We start from the raw sequence: 15,090 nt of genomic DNA on the forward strand, positions 1-15,090 counted from the left end.
CTAGAATTCCGGCATTGCACAACCGATATCATCCGCTGCTTCTTGAAATTTCTTGTCGATATAGGGCTGGAGATGGACCCCGATGTAGGCGAGGGACGCGAAGGATATTGAGAGCAGGAAGACAAGACTCATGGCCACCATCTTCACGCGGGGTTTTTCAGGGGAGATAGTCCCTAAGAGGGCTATTGCAACGGGTAGTAGACCAAAAGCTCCGAGCTTCAGATCGTGGTTTCCGGTGACCCATACGCCGAGTCCGAATCCTGCCAACAAACATCCGAAATAGATGGCGGACTGAAGCAAAGGCCCAATCTCAGCTTCCCAACGGCTCGGAAATCGGAAAACCATCGCAGCAGCAACACCAAACGTCACAAAATCAAAGGGCGCCACCCGTTGTGCGGGGAAGAAGGCAAAGGATGCGGCGCTAATCAGGACAGCGACTATGATGGCGATACGTGTGTACATGGAAACTCCGAGAGAACCCAAGACTAAGCGAGGGCTATGAAAAGAGTGTACACCGGATGTGAAATCTATGTGAATGAATTGCTCCCATTACCAGCCCGATTCTGATAGGGTCCGTAGCCCTTTAGCTCGATCGGAAGTTTATGAAGTACCTGTTTATCCTCCTCTTGTGTTTCAGTGTGTCGTGCGCGGACGACACAAAAAAGAAGTCTTTCACCGAAGCTCCCGACCAGGGAATGGACGTTGAAGACTTCGAGATGCCCGACCAGTCAACAAGTCAGCCAGATCAGTCAACCAGTCTGCCAGATCTCGAGGAGCTCCCCGACCAGAGCCCAGAACCTGACCAACCCGTTGAGTCGGGCCCCATCAAAATAACGTCTTGGAATGTTCTGTGTTTACGCGAGGATCCGACCGAGGAAACATTCTGCAACACTGAACTCGGCGAGTCGTATGTGCGCTCGCCGGAGCAGTTGGAGGCGATTCGCCAACACATACTGGCGCAGGAGACCGACCTCCTCTTCCTGCAAGAGGTGGAGAATATCGCTGCCGTGGAGAATCTCCTCCCCGGTTGGGAAGTCGACGTCATCGGCGAGGGTAGCCTAAAGCTCGCGCTCGCTCGTCCGCAGGGCTCCACCGCCGAAGTCCTCAACGTAAGTGCACTCACCGAATTGGACCTCGGAACAACTGCCTTAAGGCAGGGTTTGGTGGCTCAAGTCGAGCACGCGGGAACGACCGTCCACATCATGTCTGTGCATCTCAAATCCGGCTGCCAGATTGCCCCGTTTGACTCGCCCTCCAACAGCTGTGTGGAGCTTCGGCAACAGCTCGAGGTCCTCAAGACCTGGGTTCAGGAGCGGGAATCGCTGAGTCAGCCCTACATGTTGGTCGGCGACTTCAACCGAACCATGGAGAATTTCGACCCTTTCATCGTTGAGCTTGAGGGAGCTGCAGGAAGACCACTCTTGCGCCTCACCACAGGCCAGCGACCAAGCTGCTGGGACCACCTGCCGGAAGCACCGAGCTATCCATCGTTCATTGACCACCAGATCGTGTCACCGTCACTCGTAGACGCATGGGGAACACCCACGCTGGATATCTACCAATTTAACGAGACCTATCCATATGCCTGGCTCTACATCAGTGACCATTGTCCAATCTCGTCGAGCTTCGAATGAACGTCCGCCTCCTGATTGCACTCGTCTTTTTCTCGTCCGTGGCGGCTGCCCAGCCTGCAGACGATCAAATTGGAAACGCCGAATACCTCACGCTCTTCCCGGAGCTGAGGCAAGCCGCTGCGCCTGAGATGGTGACTCCCGGCCTGCGCATCTCCTACGGCGCGATTTCGGGCGGGCAGGGCACCGGCGGAGGCGGCGTCATCCAGTACGACGTGGTGGCCAGGGACGGGCAGACCGTGGTGTTGAATCAGGTGAACTATGGCGACCTCGGAGCCGGCGTAGTGCCTCTGGGGCAGACCTTAGCACTTGGCATTCCAGGGCTTGGGCCGGCATGGATTGCCCCGGCCGCACTGGTCAATGCCGAGGCGGTGGCCGGTCAAAACCTGAGCGTCACGCGGGTCAACAAAGAGGTGGCCGGCGCACCCCGCGAGGTGGTCCGGTTTGAAACCACCACGTCCAACGGCAGCCGAATCGTAGACGAGTTTAGCGCCCAGAGTGGCCTCACGGTGTTCAGCAGCGAGGGCACGAACGAAGCCGGCTCTCAACTGAATCTCCTTTCGGCCACGCAAACTACCTTCCCGTGGGAGCCAGATACGGCCCCCAATTGGGCGCGGCAGGGCGTGAATCTGGTGTACACCGGCACCAAGACCACCACCATCCCCGGCGCAAATCCGGTGGCACAAGAGGTGGCTGTGAACGTGGAGATTGCACTTGCGACCTTGCGATGGTCTACCTTCGTGCAAACCACCACCATCGGGGGCATCGCCGCCGGGACAGGTACAAGCGTCACGGGCGTTGCGCAGCTCTCAGGAGCCTTCTGGTTGCCGAAATCCGCGCTTTCCGCCGAGATCCCAGCCGAGGCTACAATCATCCATCAGGACGCCGATACGGGCGCCACCACGCTTCTGGTAGGCGACGCCGAAACCATCTCACTGGAACAACGCCTCAGCGGTGCAACCATCACCACCACGTACAGCCGAGACCTGGGCGTTCTGGTTGCGCAACGCATTCAGCAGGCCGGCGTATCGGCTGTGGAAGACACCTTCATCCAGTTGACGGGAGGTAGCGATTTGGTGGCTCTGAATCAGGAACCCGCCCTGCCCGAGAACAACGCACCGGGCCCAGGTACCAACCCTGACCCGAACCCGGCGGGTGGCGGTGGCTCCAAAGGTAGCTCGGGTGGATGCAACACGCCTTCTGGCGCGCTCAGTTTCTGGGCCATTCTCGCCTTGTTCTTTGTGTCCTTGAGTCGAAGGATGACCCTTTCCCAAAAGGCCTAGAAATCGAGGCCACATCCCCGAAACTCGACGAATCGTTCTGGACTGTGGTCGGCACTTAGAATGAAAAGTGAGAGTAGCCCCGACACGATGATGAGAGGCCCGAGTACCGAGGCTCGGAAAACGAGCCGTTTGGGATAGAGCGCACCCACGACGGCCAAGACGGCAGGAATCAGCTTGAAGTAGCCTGTGTCGAAATTGAATCGCCCAATGATGAGAGCGCCAAGCACAAACGACGCCACCATAAACCCGATATAGATGGCGGATTCTACAGCACGCGTGCGCCGGCTCTCGGGGCCAAAAAGTCGAAAAGCCGCAGCGGCAGCAATACCGAGGACTACGAAGTCGAAGGGCGTTGCAACCGGGAGCTCCCAGCGTGATGCTAGGTGCGTCCAAGTGGGCTCATGGGTGCAGCGCGACACATCCTCGCCCAAAACCATAAAGACCACGAGAATGGTGGCCGAAACGAGCACGGGTAAGAGAACGAATTGGCGCAACGCCACGAGCTTCGGCGAGAGCGAGCCGAGGGTGGCCAAAACAATTCCGAGAATTCCGAAATAGCCGTTTTGCAGAGTCGACTCTTGAGCAACCATCGCGCCCACGCCAAAACTTGCGACCAGCAAGCTCAAGTAGACGGCGGAATGAAAATCCTCACTGGCCTCGAAGCGTTGCTGCAGAAAGAGGCGATAGAAGAGACCCGCCGAAACACCGAAAACAAGGTAGTCGACCGGATTTGCTACAGGCGTTGAAGTACAGGCCCACGCCATTGCGGGGGCGGACAAGACCAAGAGTGTGATTGTGATTCGTGTCAACATTTCGAACTCCGCGATTCATTGCGTCGAATCAACCTAGAAGACCTCCTTGAAGTGGGTTTGCACACGGTATGAAAATCGTGTGAAATGTGCTGCATGAATGCTTCAGAAGTCCTCCAACTCATCAAGTATGGCGAGAATTCACGCGTGTCGCTTAAGCGGGACAACCTCCGCCCTGACATGCTTGCCCGCGATATTGTGGGCATGTCGAACTCATTCGGCGGTCATATCATCATGGGCGTTCAGGACGATGGAAGCATCAGTGGGGTGGAGCTCCCCGGCCTCAAAGAATGGCTAGTGAACACGGTCTTTGCCAACTATGTGTATCCTCCAGTTCCTTTGATGCTCGAGGAGGTTGAAGTTCTGGCCGGCAAATATGTGGCTATCATCACGGTCTCCGAAGGCCTCGCAAAGCCTTACGTGGTTCGAAACACCGGCCTTGAAGACATCTATGTGCGAACCGGTAGCGTCTCTAAGTTGGCAACCCGGGAGGAGAGTGCCCTGCTTTTTGCCGGTGGAGGCCTCGTACGCTCAGAACTACTTCCGGCATTGGGAACCAATCTGGATGATTTGGATCTGGTACGTCTCGAGGATTATCTCCACAACCTCGTGGGTGACACGGTGTTACCGGAAGGTTCCGAGGCCTGGGTGGAACGGTTATGTGGACTCGGTTTCATGGTCGAACAAGGAGAGGTGTGTTGCACCATCGCGGGACTTCTGCTCTTTGGGCACGCGCCTCGCCAAAGTCTTCCTCAGGCCGGTATTCGATGGAAGGGTTTTGACGAAGACGCGCTATTGCACGGTCCGCTGCTGCCTTTGGGAGCCGCGAGCCCAGGTGGTGCGCGGCGCATCAAGGAGCTGGGCTTGCTCGATGACGTGTTTGCTAGAATTCGGTCCTTCTGCGCCGACTACCCGCACGAGGCCATCCTGGAAGCCGTGCTGAACGCCGTATTGCATCGCGACTGGACCCGTGGCTCCGAGGTGGAGATTCTAAAGGATGCCGACAGAATCGAAATCACGAGCCCTGGTGCCCTCCCGAACTTCATGACTCTCGAAAAGGTCCTCGCCGGTCAGCGTTTTCAACGAAACTCCATCATCTCGGACGTGCTCCGAGACTATGGTTATGCGGAAAGGCCAGGCATGGGCGTTCGGCGGAAGATTGTTCGGCTTACCCGCGAGCTTACTGGTAAAGACGCCGTCTTCGAGTCTACTGACGACTATTTCAAGGTCATCATTCCGGCAAAGACCTAAGGATTGTAACGCCAGCAGGTTGTTTAGAACTCATGGGATTCGGATAGTTCTGAGTGGAGACTGGCATCTTGGGAGCCTTCGTAGGCCAGCAAGACCACCAATGAGCCGATTGCAGAAAGCACGACAACAGGGAGGAGCAATACGATGCGAAAGAAGAGGCGTTTGGGGTAAATTGCGCCCACGAAAGCAAGGAAAACCGCAGGCAATGTGAAGATCCCAGGCCAGATTCTAAACTCGTCCGTCACGAAGACCCCAACTCCGAAACTCGCGAGCAAGAGGCTCATATAGACCGCCGAGTTCGTGTCTTCGCTCCAGTCTAGGGCCCATTGCACGAAGAGCCGGTAGCTGACGGCCACTGTCACGCCAAAGAAGAGGAAGTCCAACGGCTGCACCGCGAGAAGACCAGGGCACGCCCATGCGAGCGAAGGGGTGATGAATGCGGCGATCGCCAGGAAGAGTCGGGAATTCATTGGGAGCCTCCATGAAGCTAGTGCTACTCAAAATACGATCTCAGTGGTGACCGGATTTGCGTCGAAGTTACATTTGTGAAGGTCCTGCGCCGCGAAGGAGAACAAGGCGAGCAACGCGGAGATGCAGAAGACTGGCACCAAAACAATCGCGTTCATCATCAGACTCTTTGTGCGCAGGGACCCAAATGCGGCGAGCGCACCCAGGACCGCATGAAACATATTCGGCTCCAAACTCAACTCGCCGGATACAATCACGCCCGCCCCGAAACTCGCGATCAAAAAGCTCAGGTAGATGGCCGAATGAAACTCATCACTTCCGTCCACCAAACGCTCCAAAAAGAGGCGGTAGAACGCGCCGGCCGCGACCCCGAACGCGAGGAAATCGAGAGGATTGTAGCTTACCGGCGCTGGGCCCGAGCACGCGAGCGCAAGGGCAGGGGCCAGAAAGAGCGAGGTGAGTGTGATGGCAAATGGCTTGTACATGGCGAACCTCCGAGTCGAGTTTCCCGAACTCTAGAGCCCACCCGTGGAATGCCTGTGCACGCGATGTGAAACGTGTGTGAATCGGCCAGCTACTTCTTTGCGTCGATTATTGAAATGAAGGAACCGTTTGCCTCAACACATCCAACAAGCCATTGATTCGATTATTTCGGAGCGGTGTTACTAATGTTGTGTCGCGTGCGATTCACAATTCGGCTTCACAGTATGATTCACAAAATGATTATTGACATTCTCCGTCCGATGTCTATACTCAAGAAACTAAAGAACCCATCGTTGGAGCGATGGGTTCTTTGAAACAATCTAGACACCCTCAAACGAAGGCCTCCAAACTGCCGTGCAGACCCAGCAGTTTACCGCGATTCCGCGGATTGGCAAGCGTGAAGGTGTCGCCGTGCCCTATGAGGCAGGAGGTATCTGATGTTGTTGCCGAAAGTGTTGGAGAAGTCGAGCGGTGTAGATGGTCAAACTCAAGGGGGCTCCATTGAAGAACAGTTTGATCGACAAATAGTGTCTGAGTCGACATCGCTTCCGCGCCCTTCGGGGCGCGGCCCCAATCATGATGTATCACTCTATCTAGCCAAAGAAGGGGTTGACTTAGAAGCCGTTTTTGAAGGGAAAGGGGCGGAAGAATTGGAGTTTGACCAAGAGGGGGTTGTCGGCAGGTTTAAGTGCAGTCGGAGAAAGCAACCTGGCTGGGTCGGTTTCTTTCGGAAACATCTGGTGAGTGAGATCGACCTTAGCGTTGAAAGCGTTTCAGTTGCCATTGCATTCAGGGTTTCCGAACGCGTCTTTGTTGTCACTTTTGGTGGCGGAAGACATTTGTTGGACGCCGCAAAGCTTGAGCCGCAGTTTGGTCTTGTAGTCGCGTCTCATCTCATACCTATCGATGAAATGCATCAATTGACCAGCTCCACTCTTTCCAAATTTCCGCAAGAGTCTCGCTGTACTAGTCTCAACAAAAAGCCAGCGGAGTTTTTTGGAATAGATTTGGAACTAGAAGATGTACGCAAGGTGGTCGGCGCAAGTAGTGACATTGTAAACCGAGTCGCAGGCTCGAACCACTTGAAGATGCACTCGTTTCATGGAGAGTTGTCTGAACTTATGGAGGTTTGCCCACGATTCTTGGAGTGTTTTGCAAAGGGGATAGAGCCTAGTTACGAATTCCTCAAAAACCTTACGAGGGTTGAAAAGAAGGATCCGAGATATCAGCAACTTGAAGCGATTTTGGAGGCTGAAGTGGCTAAAACTCCGACTTCTTTCGATCTCAACGTTGAAGGCGAATCCTGGGAAAGAACCAAGAACGTGCGTGTGTACTATGGGAAATCTTCCGAGGATTGCGACTTCGATACGTTTATTGAGGCGGCATTGCGGATCGCAAAGAAGGCGGGAGTTCCCCTTGGGAAAGTCAAACTTGAGTTAAGTGATGAACAGGACGAGGCCCTTTATGGAGGCGCTGTGTTAGCATCACTCAGCGGAGAAGTTGAGCATAGCGAACGCCTCTATCTTATCATGGCTGGGCGGTGGTTCGAAATTGGAGAGAGTTATGTAGAAAGTCTGGATGATAGGATCGCCGCGCTGGAGCAGGACTGGAAACTTCCAGCATGGAAAGGCTCTGAGGACGACTACAACAAGTCCGTCGCAGAAAAGTTTGGTTGGATCAATCTTGATAAGAATCTCATCCAAATGGGCAGGTCAAAGGGCGCATTTGAAGCTGCCGACCTTGCTGGGGAAGATGTCTTGTTTCACGTCAAATCTGGGACGTCATCTGCTGCGCTAAATCACCTGTACGGACAGATTCATACTGCTGCTGTTCTCTTAGGCAAAAGCCGCGCGGCTCGAGAGAAATTGACCGAGAAGTCAAGAACTGGTCGTCCGATCGGATTTGTAGCAGGTATCGGAAGAGAGAAATCTGACGGTCCACTACTTGGAAGGATGATTGTTGCGAAAGTCGGACTCCTGCAGTGTGCTGCCAATGTTCGGAAATTGGGTTTCGAGTTCAGCGTCGCTCGCATCAAAATCGCGAAAAGTTAGTGGAGGCACGGTGCGTGCCGATAACTCATTTACTATCCTGAATTGACCAAGTTCGTGTTGACCCCCTTTGGGTTCTATGTTGCCATCGTGCGCAAGAAACAACATGACCGGGTGAACTTTTTTTGAGGAGTTCGTGTGAACTATTCTGCTTTTTTTGAAGCAGCTACTCGCTTTCCGCCATATCCTTATCAGGAGAAACTGGCGGAGGGCCCGTGGCCGGATCGATTAAAAATTCCTACTGGGCTTGGTAAGACTGGAGCGGTCGCATTGGCATGGGCCTACCGGCATCTGGAAGGCTCTCCCGATGCACATACGCGCCTAGTTTGGTGCTTACCAATGAAAGTCTTAGTCGAGCAAACCGCGGATGTAATCGAGGGTTGGCTGGCTAGTTTGGAGCCAACGTTTTCATCTGCAGGCAAGACCTTGCCTCGAGTTCAGAGATTGCTTGGGGGGCATGTTGACGCCGATTGGACCAACACCCCAGAGGTTCCTACTGTGATCGTCGGCACTCAAGACATGTTGCTCTCGCGTGCGTTGATGCGCGGATACGGTATGAAGCGTTACGCTTGGCCTATGCATTACGCCTGGCTTCATAACGATGCGCTCTGGGTGTTCGATGAGACACAGCTTATGGGAGTCGGTGTTGAGACCAGTGCCCAGCTAGCTGGACTCCGCAAGAAGCTTGGGAGTTTTCGGCCGACCCATTCATTGTGGATGAGTGCTACTTTGGGGGATCAGCAACTCGACACGGTCGATCACCCGTTGGAGAAGTTAGGGCCTCCGCTATCCTTGGGGGAGAAGGACTTTCAGCATGACGCAGTGGTAAAGAGAACCCGGTCCAAGAAGTCAGCTACCAAAGCAGAAGCCACCGTAGCCAAAGACGTGGATATCAGCGAACTCGTCTCGAACGTCCTCAAGGAGCATCAAGAGGGAAGTCTTTCTCTCGTGATTCTAAATCGGGTTTCTCGTGCGCAAGAGGTTTTTGAGGGGCTTCTGAACGCTGGAAGAACGCTAGAAAATACCGCTCTCTTGCATTCGCGGTTTAGACGAGGTGATCGCGCCAAACACATGGAAATGTTGAAGGCGGAAGGGGATCGAATCATTGTGTCGACCCAAGTGATCGAAGCTGGAGTAGATATCAGCTCAAAGACCATGTTTACGGAGTTGGCGCCCTGGTCCTCGCTAGTTCAGCGATTCGGCCGTTGCAGCCGTGGCGGCGAGTTCCACGATGCGCGGGTCTTTTGGGTAAACATTGAACCCAAGGATGAAAAGGATGACTTATGTCTGCCCTATACCCTGAAGGAGCTTGATGAGTCGCGAGCGATCCTGAGTTCACTTGGCGATGTGGGGCCTGAATCACTTTCAAGCGTAAACTGGCAGCCGACCCCTGTTGTGCGTCCAGTGCTCAGGCGTAGAGACCTTCTAGAACTTTTTGACACCTCGGCGGATCTCTCCGGAGACGATCTGGACGTCTCTCGTTATGTCCGTGACAGCAGCTCGCCGGACGTATTTGTATACTGGCGTAGTTGGGAAGGTGAGAAGCCGTCTGAAAAAGACAAGGAGCTTCAGTCTCCACATGAGGAGGAGTTGTGCCGCATTTCTATTTCGCAGGCGGTCAAGTTTCTCAAGGACACAGCTTATAGCTTTAACCATCTTACCGAACGTTGGGAGCTTTGCGGAAAGTCGGTGGTTCCCGGCAAAACCTATCTTGTTCCAGCAAGTGCTGGCGGTTACACACCGGAACTTGGCTTTACTGGAAAGAAGCTTAAGAAAGGCGAGGAAGTCGAGGTCTTCAAAACGAGTGAAGTAGAGCCTGAATCAATGGATTCGGATCCACGCTCGTTCAAGAAGTCTTGGATTTCACTCGCGGACCACACTGAGCATGTTGTCACTGAATGCAAAGCGCTCCTAGTCAGCCTGGGGATCGATGGCCAGACCAGTGAGTTGATGTTGCGCGCCGCTCGCTGGCATGACGCAGGCAAGGCTCACGAAGTTTTCCAGCATGTTCTGGCCGCTGATAAAGCGCCAAATCCTGGTACATGGGCAAAATCTGCTCTCGAGGGGAATAAGCCAACCAGGAAGTTCTTCAGGCACGAGCTAGCCTCGATGCTTATCTACAAACAATACTTCCCCGAAGACGACTTGGGGGCCTTCATCATTCTGGCTCACCACGGGAAGGTAAGGTTGAGCCTGCGTGCCCTACCCGATGAAAATCGACCAGGCGCGGCTGACACAGTATTCGCGCGAGGCGTATGGCATGGTGACGTGGTCAGAGCTGCGGAACTTGGTGGAGGAACACGCTTTGATGACACCGATTTGGACCTTTCGTTTGTCCGCCTAGGACCGAACTCGTGGGCAGAACGCATGCTTCGATTGCGAGACTCGCCTGATATGGGGCCATTTCGAATGGGCTACTTGGAGGCGATCTTACGAAGTGCCGACCAACGTGCGAGCGCCAAGGAGGCCGGAAATGTTTGAACTTGAACTCAAAGGCTGTCGTACTCGGCCGCTGGCCCACTACCTGAAATCCATAGCTGTCTTACGACTGGTTTCTCAACAGGTGGACCCGGAAGCCCGCGGCTTCTGGCGATCCGACCACTTCGTGCTTCAATCCAGCCTCGACCGCGAAGAGTTGTTGAGCTTCTTTGCCCACGGTTATGAGCCGTCGCCGATCATTGCGCCCTGGAACGGTGGGAGCGGGTTTTATCCCAAGGATAACTCCACCGCGCTCGAGACCATTCTTGGAAGCACTGCGCCGAGATTTTCTCGGTATCAGGAGTCGATTCGCGCTGCACAAAGAGTCGTTGAAGAGTTTGGTTTGGATGGAAAGCCCGACTCGGATACCAAGGGTGAACTCATCAACCAAATGCGCAACCGTCTTCCGGATGATGCGGTGGAATGGATTGATGCTGCTCTTGTGATGACCACGGAGTTGTCGTCCGGCGACTTCAAGGACGTTCCCAAGTTTCCGCCCGTCCTGGGGACCGGCGGCAACGATGGACGTTTGGAATTCACAAATAACTTCATGCAGCGACTTCTGGATGCTTTGAGCCCAAACGGGGAACCTCTCGAAGGTTCTTTGGGATGGCTTGCTTCAGCGCTATTCGAGGACCTAACTCAAATCGCTGGTTCGGGGGCAATTGGCCAGTTTTACCCGTCGGCCGCAGGCGGGGCCAACTCCACAACCGGATTCGAAGGAAACTCTGCGTTCAACGTCTGGGATTTCATCCTCATGATGGAAGGCGCAATCGCGTTCTCTTCTGCAGCAGTGAAGCGCCTTGAAGCAGACCCAAATGGAGCATTAAGTGCACCATTTGTGGTGCGACAAACGACATCGGGATACGCGTCCTCGTCTGACCAAGACAAGTCACGGGCGGAAATGTGGCTTCCACTTTGGGAAGAGCCAGCCTCTTTTCCAAGCATTCAGGCTTTGCTTGGTGAAGGACGTGCCAGAGTAGGTCGGCGCAACGCAAGCAACGGGCTTGATTTTGCACGTGCGGTGGCATTGCTTGGAATCGATCGCGGTATCACAGCTTTTGAAAGGTATGGCTTTCAGGAGCGCAATGGGCTCTCAACGTTCGCCATTCCCCTTTCACGCTTCGAGGTGCGGCCGAATCCTGATGTTGAGCTTTTGAGGAGTATTGATGCTTGGTTGAGCATCTTCCTTTCCCGTGCTGGGGGTGAACACGCTCCAGGCTCAGTCAGACGCGTGGGTCGACAGCTCGAAGACGCGGTTATGAAAATGACCCAGCGGCCGGGACACTCATCTACGCAAGATGTGTTGGTAGCTCTGGGTCGGGCACAAGCAGCCCTATCGAACAGCCACAAATGGGCGCAGGAAAATGTACGCCCGATGCCAGAACTGAAAGAAAACTGGCTTGAAAGAGCGAGCGACAACTCTTCGGAGTGGCGACTCGCCTCCGCATTGGCTTCAATACAAGTCAATGGTCACGGCAAGCTGCGTACGGCGATCGAACCGGTCACGGACAAGGGCGACTGGGTGAAAGAATACACGCCAGATCACGTCCGTGAGGGTAACGTCGAGGATCTCTTGCACGGACTCTTACATCGTTGGCTACTTGAACTCGAGAACAAGCCTAGTCGCGAGCCACAGTCGGCCAATCCAAACCCGAATTGGTTTGTCGAGGCGAGCCGCTTTGCCAGACTTGAAGACATCAATCACTTCCTAAACCATCAGGTTGATGAGGCGAGGCTCTATGATCTCATTCGCGCACTGATGTTGGTGAAGCCCGTTGAGGACACCAAACAGGCTGAGAGTGACGTTATCGTTCCATTGGATTACGGGATCGTTCGACTTGCTCATTCCCCCTGGTTGGTCCGCGAGGTGGGACCAAGCCGTGACCCAGCAATCTTGAGGCAGCTGGTTGCGGGGAAAAATGGGGTAATCTCGGCCGGGCGTAGGCTTAAGGTAAGCGGTCTGGCCCCGGCAGTGAACACAAAAGACATTGATGTCTCGCAGACCCGCGCAAAACGGATCGCTGCGGTGATTGCATTTCCGATTTCACTACAATCAATCAATAAGATTGCAGACTACATACTCAAACCAAAACAAGACTGAGGAGAACCACATATGAATTTTGAAGCACTGAAGAACGAATCGCGCGTATTGCTGGAAGTTCCGTTGAAGCCCCTTCAAGGAACTCGATTTCAACCCACCGGATTTCCCGATTTGGGACCTGCCACTTACACGTTAAATGATGGCACCGCCATGGTTTTAGTGGAGTCGGCGCAATCAATGGCAAATCGCCTCGAGGAAGTCTGCTGGGACGATGCGAAAGGAGACTGGGTTGAACCTTTGAAAGGGCTCCCATTGGTGGATGTTGAGGACGATAAGGGTGCTCGCATTACTAACACGCTCATTGAGTCCCATAGAATCAATTCCCCGTACATCCTTGAGAGTAAGGACAAGTCATTCTTCGACACGTTCAAGAGCGAAATCGGCCTTGAAGACAAGGGCCGTGTCGACATCAGCAAACTCGCCGAAGTCTTGCTCAAGTACGATGTGAACGCACTCTTGCATGGTGTGTTCATTGCGAAGAAAGAGCTTGCGGGCGGTCGTTTGCGCTTACCACGCGCGGTGTCCGCGTTCATTGAAGCGTCCAACATTACCGTCGCCGCATCAGGAGGCGTCAAGATGGACAACTTCGATCCAAAAGGTCCTGCCAAAGACGGATTCGGACACGTTCCATTCCATCGGGAAGAATTCACTGGGAACATCGTTGCGTACTTCAATTTGGATCTTGCCCAGATCCGTGGTTATCGCCTGGGTGAAGACGTGGAAAATCTGCTGATCGCCTTGGCGTTCTTCAAGATTCAGCGCTTCTTGCGCGACGGGCTGAGGTTGCGCACCGCGTGTGACTTGGAGCCTGCCGGTGATTTGGTTGTGAAACGACCAGTAGGCTTTGTTCCACCGTCCCTAGAATCCTTAGAGAAAGAGCTCCCGAATCTAGTTCAAAAGGCAAAGGACAAATTCGCTAATCCTGCACGCACCGTCGTCAAATACGTGAGCTGATCCATGATTCAAATGGACATCAAATTCTTGGCTGGAAAGGTACACGCGACGCCATGGGATCACCATGTGAACGAGGGCGTCGTAGAATGGCCGCTCTCGCCCTGGCGTATTCTGCGCGCATTGATTGCTACGTGGCACATAAAAGCTCAGGAGATACCGCGTGAGGCGGTGCAAGAGTTGATTGAGGCGATGTGTGGTGTGGACCCTCAGTTTGCGATGCCAAAGCAGATTGGCTCTGGCCATACGCGTCACTATATGCCGACTCGAACGTCCACTACCAAGGTGTTCGACACGTTCTTGATCGTTTCGGCCGAGGATCGTTTAGGGGTGCGTTGGCCAGTGGACCTGAGTCCCGAGCTTCACGATGTGCTGGAAACACTAGTTGCCCGCATTGGCTATCTAGGGCGTGCTGAGGCTTGGGCGAGTGTCGAGCTTAGTAAGCGCGAATGGGACGAGTCCGAAGCCATCTGTTCAACCAAACGAACCGAAGAAGGGGAGCTGGTGCGTCTGCTCAACGCCTATCCACCAAGTCAATACGAGGCTTGGAGGGAAGGCATGATGCAGGGTTGGTCACACCACGCGTTGGTGGCCGCTGCCGAGAAGAAGGGAAAACCTCTCGACGAAGTTAAACTCTCGGCCAAAGAGAAAGCCAAGATTGAAGAGCGGCTGCCCGAATCCCTCTTTGATGCTCTGCAACTTGATACTGCTGACATCCAAAAGGATGGTTGGAGTTTGCCACCAGGAGCCCGGTGGGTGGAGTACTACCGACCACATGCGGAACCACCGGATCTGACGAGAATCTCCTATGATACCGGAGGTCAACTTCCTCAGGTTGCCACCTTCGCCCTCTATTCCAATGTGTTGCCGCTCTTTACGGACGCGTTTCACGTCGCTTCTATTATGCATCGCGCACTTGTATCCAGGGATCCTTCAAACCCGTTATTCTCGGGTCGCGGTGCGGACGGTGAGCCATTGAAAGGGCATGAGCACGTATTTATCTTTCCAGAACACGAAAGTGGAAAGAAGCACATCTCCAAGATCTCGCTCTATCTCGAGAGTGGATTTGACAACGATGCTGTGAAAGCTCTGCTCACCTTGACCAAGCTCTATAGCCAGGAAGGCGAATTCCAAGAACAGAAACTCGTTCTCCTTGAGTTAAGTGAAGCAAAGAGCGCCCAATGCAAAGCGGTGGGCAGTAGCAAAGTTTGGGAATCGTACACCCCGTTTGTAGCTACTAGGCACCCCAAGATTCGGCGAAATGGTACTGCAAAGTACGAGAACGGCCTCGTCGTTGGAAGTTCGGAGCATGACTTACGTCGCCTGCTTGCAGAAGGCGGCTATCCTGGTCCGATTAACGTCACAGTGGTTGACTCGACGACGCTGGCTAAGGAAGAGCGGTGGTTGAAGTTTCGGACACACCGGAAAAGCAGACGGGGTGCGCGTGGGCCACATTTACCCACAGGCTACCGAATCGAGTTTGCTGAAGTCCAAGCTGGGCCGATCGCCCTTGGATACGGTGCCCACTTCGGATTGGGGATGTTCGTGCCAGTAGAAATCTCTGGAATAAGTTAAGAGTGGTAC

The 15,090-nt window shown here is 54.1% G+C and carries 12 protein-coding genes; 8 read left to right on the forward strand and 4 right to left on the reverse strand.

The genetic code is table 11. The annotated features are described in order from the left end of the window. Entirely contained in the window at positions 1-462 is a 462-nt protein-coding gene (locus FRD01_RS19105; RefSeq protein ID WP_146962535.1) for a hypothetical protein, read from the reverse strand. A gap of 140 nt (positions 463-602) precedes the next feature. Between FRD01_RS19105 and FRD01_RS19110 the strand changes: the two genes are divergently transcribed. Continuing rightward, positions 603-1,634, forward strand: a complete 1,032-nt coding sequence (locus FRD01_RS19110) for an endonuclease/exonuclease/phosphatase family protein (RefSeq protein ID WP_146962536.1) — start codon at positions 603-605, stop codon at positions 1,632-1,634. Continuing rightward, a complete protein-coding gene (locus FRD01_RS19115) occupies positions 1,631-2,914 on the forward strand; it encodes a hypothetical protein (protein WP_146962537.1) in 1,284 nt (427 codons plus the stop codon). The genes FRD01_RS19110 and FRD01_RS19115 overlap by 4 nt, the downstream gene beginning before the upstream one ends. Here the strand turns inward: FRD01_RS19115 and FRD01_RS19120 are convergent. Beyond that, complete coding sequence (locus tag FRD01_RS19120; RefSeq protein ID WP_146962538.1) at positions 2,911-3,726, reverse strand: hypothetical protein; 816 nt, start codon at positions 3,724-3,726, stop codon at positions 2,911-2,913. The two genes, FRD01_RS19115 and FRD01_RS19120, sit on opposite strands and share 4 nt — an antisense overlap. A 93-nt stretch (positions 3,727-3,819) precedes the next feature. On the opposite strand from FRD01_RS19120, the gene FRD01_RS19125 reads away from it, so the two are divergent. After that, positions 3,820-4,974, forward strand: coding sequence for an ATP-binding protein (locus FRD01_RS19125; RefSeq protein WP_146962539.1), 1,155 nt, complete (start codon positions 3,820-3,822; stop codon positions 4,972-4,974). A gap of 23 nt (positions 4,975-4,997) precedes the next feature. Here FRD01_RS19125 and FRD01_RS19130 read toward each other — a convergent pair whose 3' ends face one another. Both FRD01_RS19130 and FRD01_RS19135 read right to left on the reverse strand, forming a co-directional pair. Further along, entirely contained in the window at positions 4,998-5,444 is a 447-nt protein-coding gene (locus tag FRD01_RS19130; protein WP_146962540.1) for a hypothetical protein, read from the reverse strand. 27 nt (positions 5,445-5,471) lie between these two features. Further along, positions 5,472-5,927 (reverse strand): hypothetical protein, encoded by a 456-nt coding sequence (locus FRD01_RS19135; RefSeq protein WP_146962541.1) that lies wholly within the window; start codon positions 5,925-5,927, stop codon positions 5,472-5,474. A gap of 435 nt (positions 5,928-6,362) precedes the next feature. On the opposite strand from FRD01_RS19135, the gene FRD01_RS19140 reads away from it, so the two are divergent. The 5 genes from FRD01_RS19140 (at position 6,363) to csb2 (ending at position 15,081) form a co-directional block, all read left to right on the forward strand. Continuing rightward, on the forward strand, positions 6,363-7,976 hold the full coding sequence (locus tag FRD01_RS19140) for a DUF6119 family protein (RefSeq protein ID WP_146962542.1): 1,614 nt from the start codon (positions 6,363-6,365) through the stop codon (positions 7,974-7,976). Positions 7,977-8,111: 135 nt separating this feature from the next. Further along, complete coding sequence (gene cas3g, locus FRD01_RS19145; protein WP_146962543.1) at positions 8,112-10,454, forward strand: type I-G CRISPR-associated helicase/endonuclease Cas3g; 2,343 nt, start codon at positions 8,112-8,114, stop codon at positions 10,452-10,454. Continuing rightward, positions 10,447-12,555, forward strand: a complete 2,109-nt coding sequence (cas8g1, locus tag FRD01_RS19150; RefSeq protein WP_146962544.1) for a type I-G CRISPR-associated protein Cas8g1/Csx17 — start codon at positions 10,447-10,449, stop codon at positions 12,553-12,555. Before cas3g ends, cas8g1 begins: the two co-directional genes overlap by 8 nt. 12 nt (positions 12,556-12,567) lie before the next feature. Then, complete coding sequence (cas7g, locus tag FRD01_RS19155; RefSeq protein ID WP_146962545.1) at positions 12,568-13,509, forward strand: type I-G CRISPR-associated RAMP protein Csb1/Cas7g; 942 nt, start codon at positions 12,568-12,570, stop codon at positions 13,507-13,509. A gap of 3 nt (positions 13,510-13,512) precedes the next feature. Then, entirely contained in the window at positions 13,513-15,081 is a 1,569-nt protein-coding gene (gene csb2 / locus FRD01_RS19160; RefSeq protein ID WP_146962546.1) for a type I-G CRISPR-associated protein Csb2, read from the forward strand. Positions 15,082-15,090 lie beyond the last annotated feature (9 nt).

This window comes from Microvenator marinus (assembly GCF_007993755.1).
In the GTDB taxonomy this organism is placed as follows: domain Bacteria; phylum Myxococcota_A; class Bradymonadia; order Bradymonadales; family Bradymonadaceae; genus Allomicrovenator; species Allomicrovenator marinus.

What these genes read in the sequence shown, in the direction of transcription:
- FRD01_RS19105 (WP_146962535.1), bottom strand. Translation starts at nt 462, where the DNA reads ATGTACACACGTATCGCCATCATAGTCGCTGTCCTGATTAGCGCCGCA.
- cas7g (WP_146962545.1), top strand. Translation starts at nt 12,568, where the DNA reads ATGAATTTTGAAGCACTGAAGAACGAATCGCGCGTATTGCTGGAAGTT.
- cas8g1 (WP_146962544.1), top strand. Translation starts at nt 10,447, where the DNA reads ATGTTTGAACTTGAACTCAAAGGCTGTCGTACTCGGCCGCTGGCCCAC.
- FRD01_RS19110 (WP_146962536.1), top strand. Translation starts at nt 603, where the DNA reads ATGAAGTACCTGTTTATCCTCCTCTTGTGTTTCAGTGTGTCGTGCGCG.
- FRD01_RS19130 (WP_146962540.1), bottom strand. Translation starts at nt 5,444, where the DNA reads ATGAATTCCCGACTCTTCCTGGCGATCGCCGCATTCATCACCCCTTCG.
- FRD01_RS19135 (WP_146962541.1), bottom strand. Translation starts at nt 5,927, where the DNA reads ATGTACAAGCCATTTGCCATCACACTCACCTCGCTCTTTCTGGCCCCT.
- csb2 (WP_146962546.1), top strand. Translation starts at nt 13,513, where the DNA reads ATGATTCAAATGGACATCAAATTCTTGGCTGGAAAGGTACACGCGACG.
- FRD01_RS19140 (WP_146962542.1), top strand. Translation starts at nt 6,363, where the DNA reads ATGTTGTTGCCGAAAGTGTTGGAGAAGTCGAGCGGTGTAGATGGTCAA.
- FRD01_RS19115 (WP_146962537.1), top strand. Translation starts at nt 1,631, where the DNA reads ATGAACGTCCGCCTCCTGATTGCACTCGTCTTTTTCTCGTCCGTGGCG.
- FRD01_RS19125 (WP_146962539.1), top strand. Translation starts at nt 3,820, where the DNA reads ATGAATGCTTCAGAAGTCCTCCAACTCATCAAGTATGGCGAGAATTCA.
- FRD01_RS19120 (WP_146962538.1), bottom strand. Translation starts at nt 3,726, where the DNA reads ATGTTGACACGAATCACAATCACACTCTTGGTCTTGTCCGCCCCCGCA.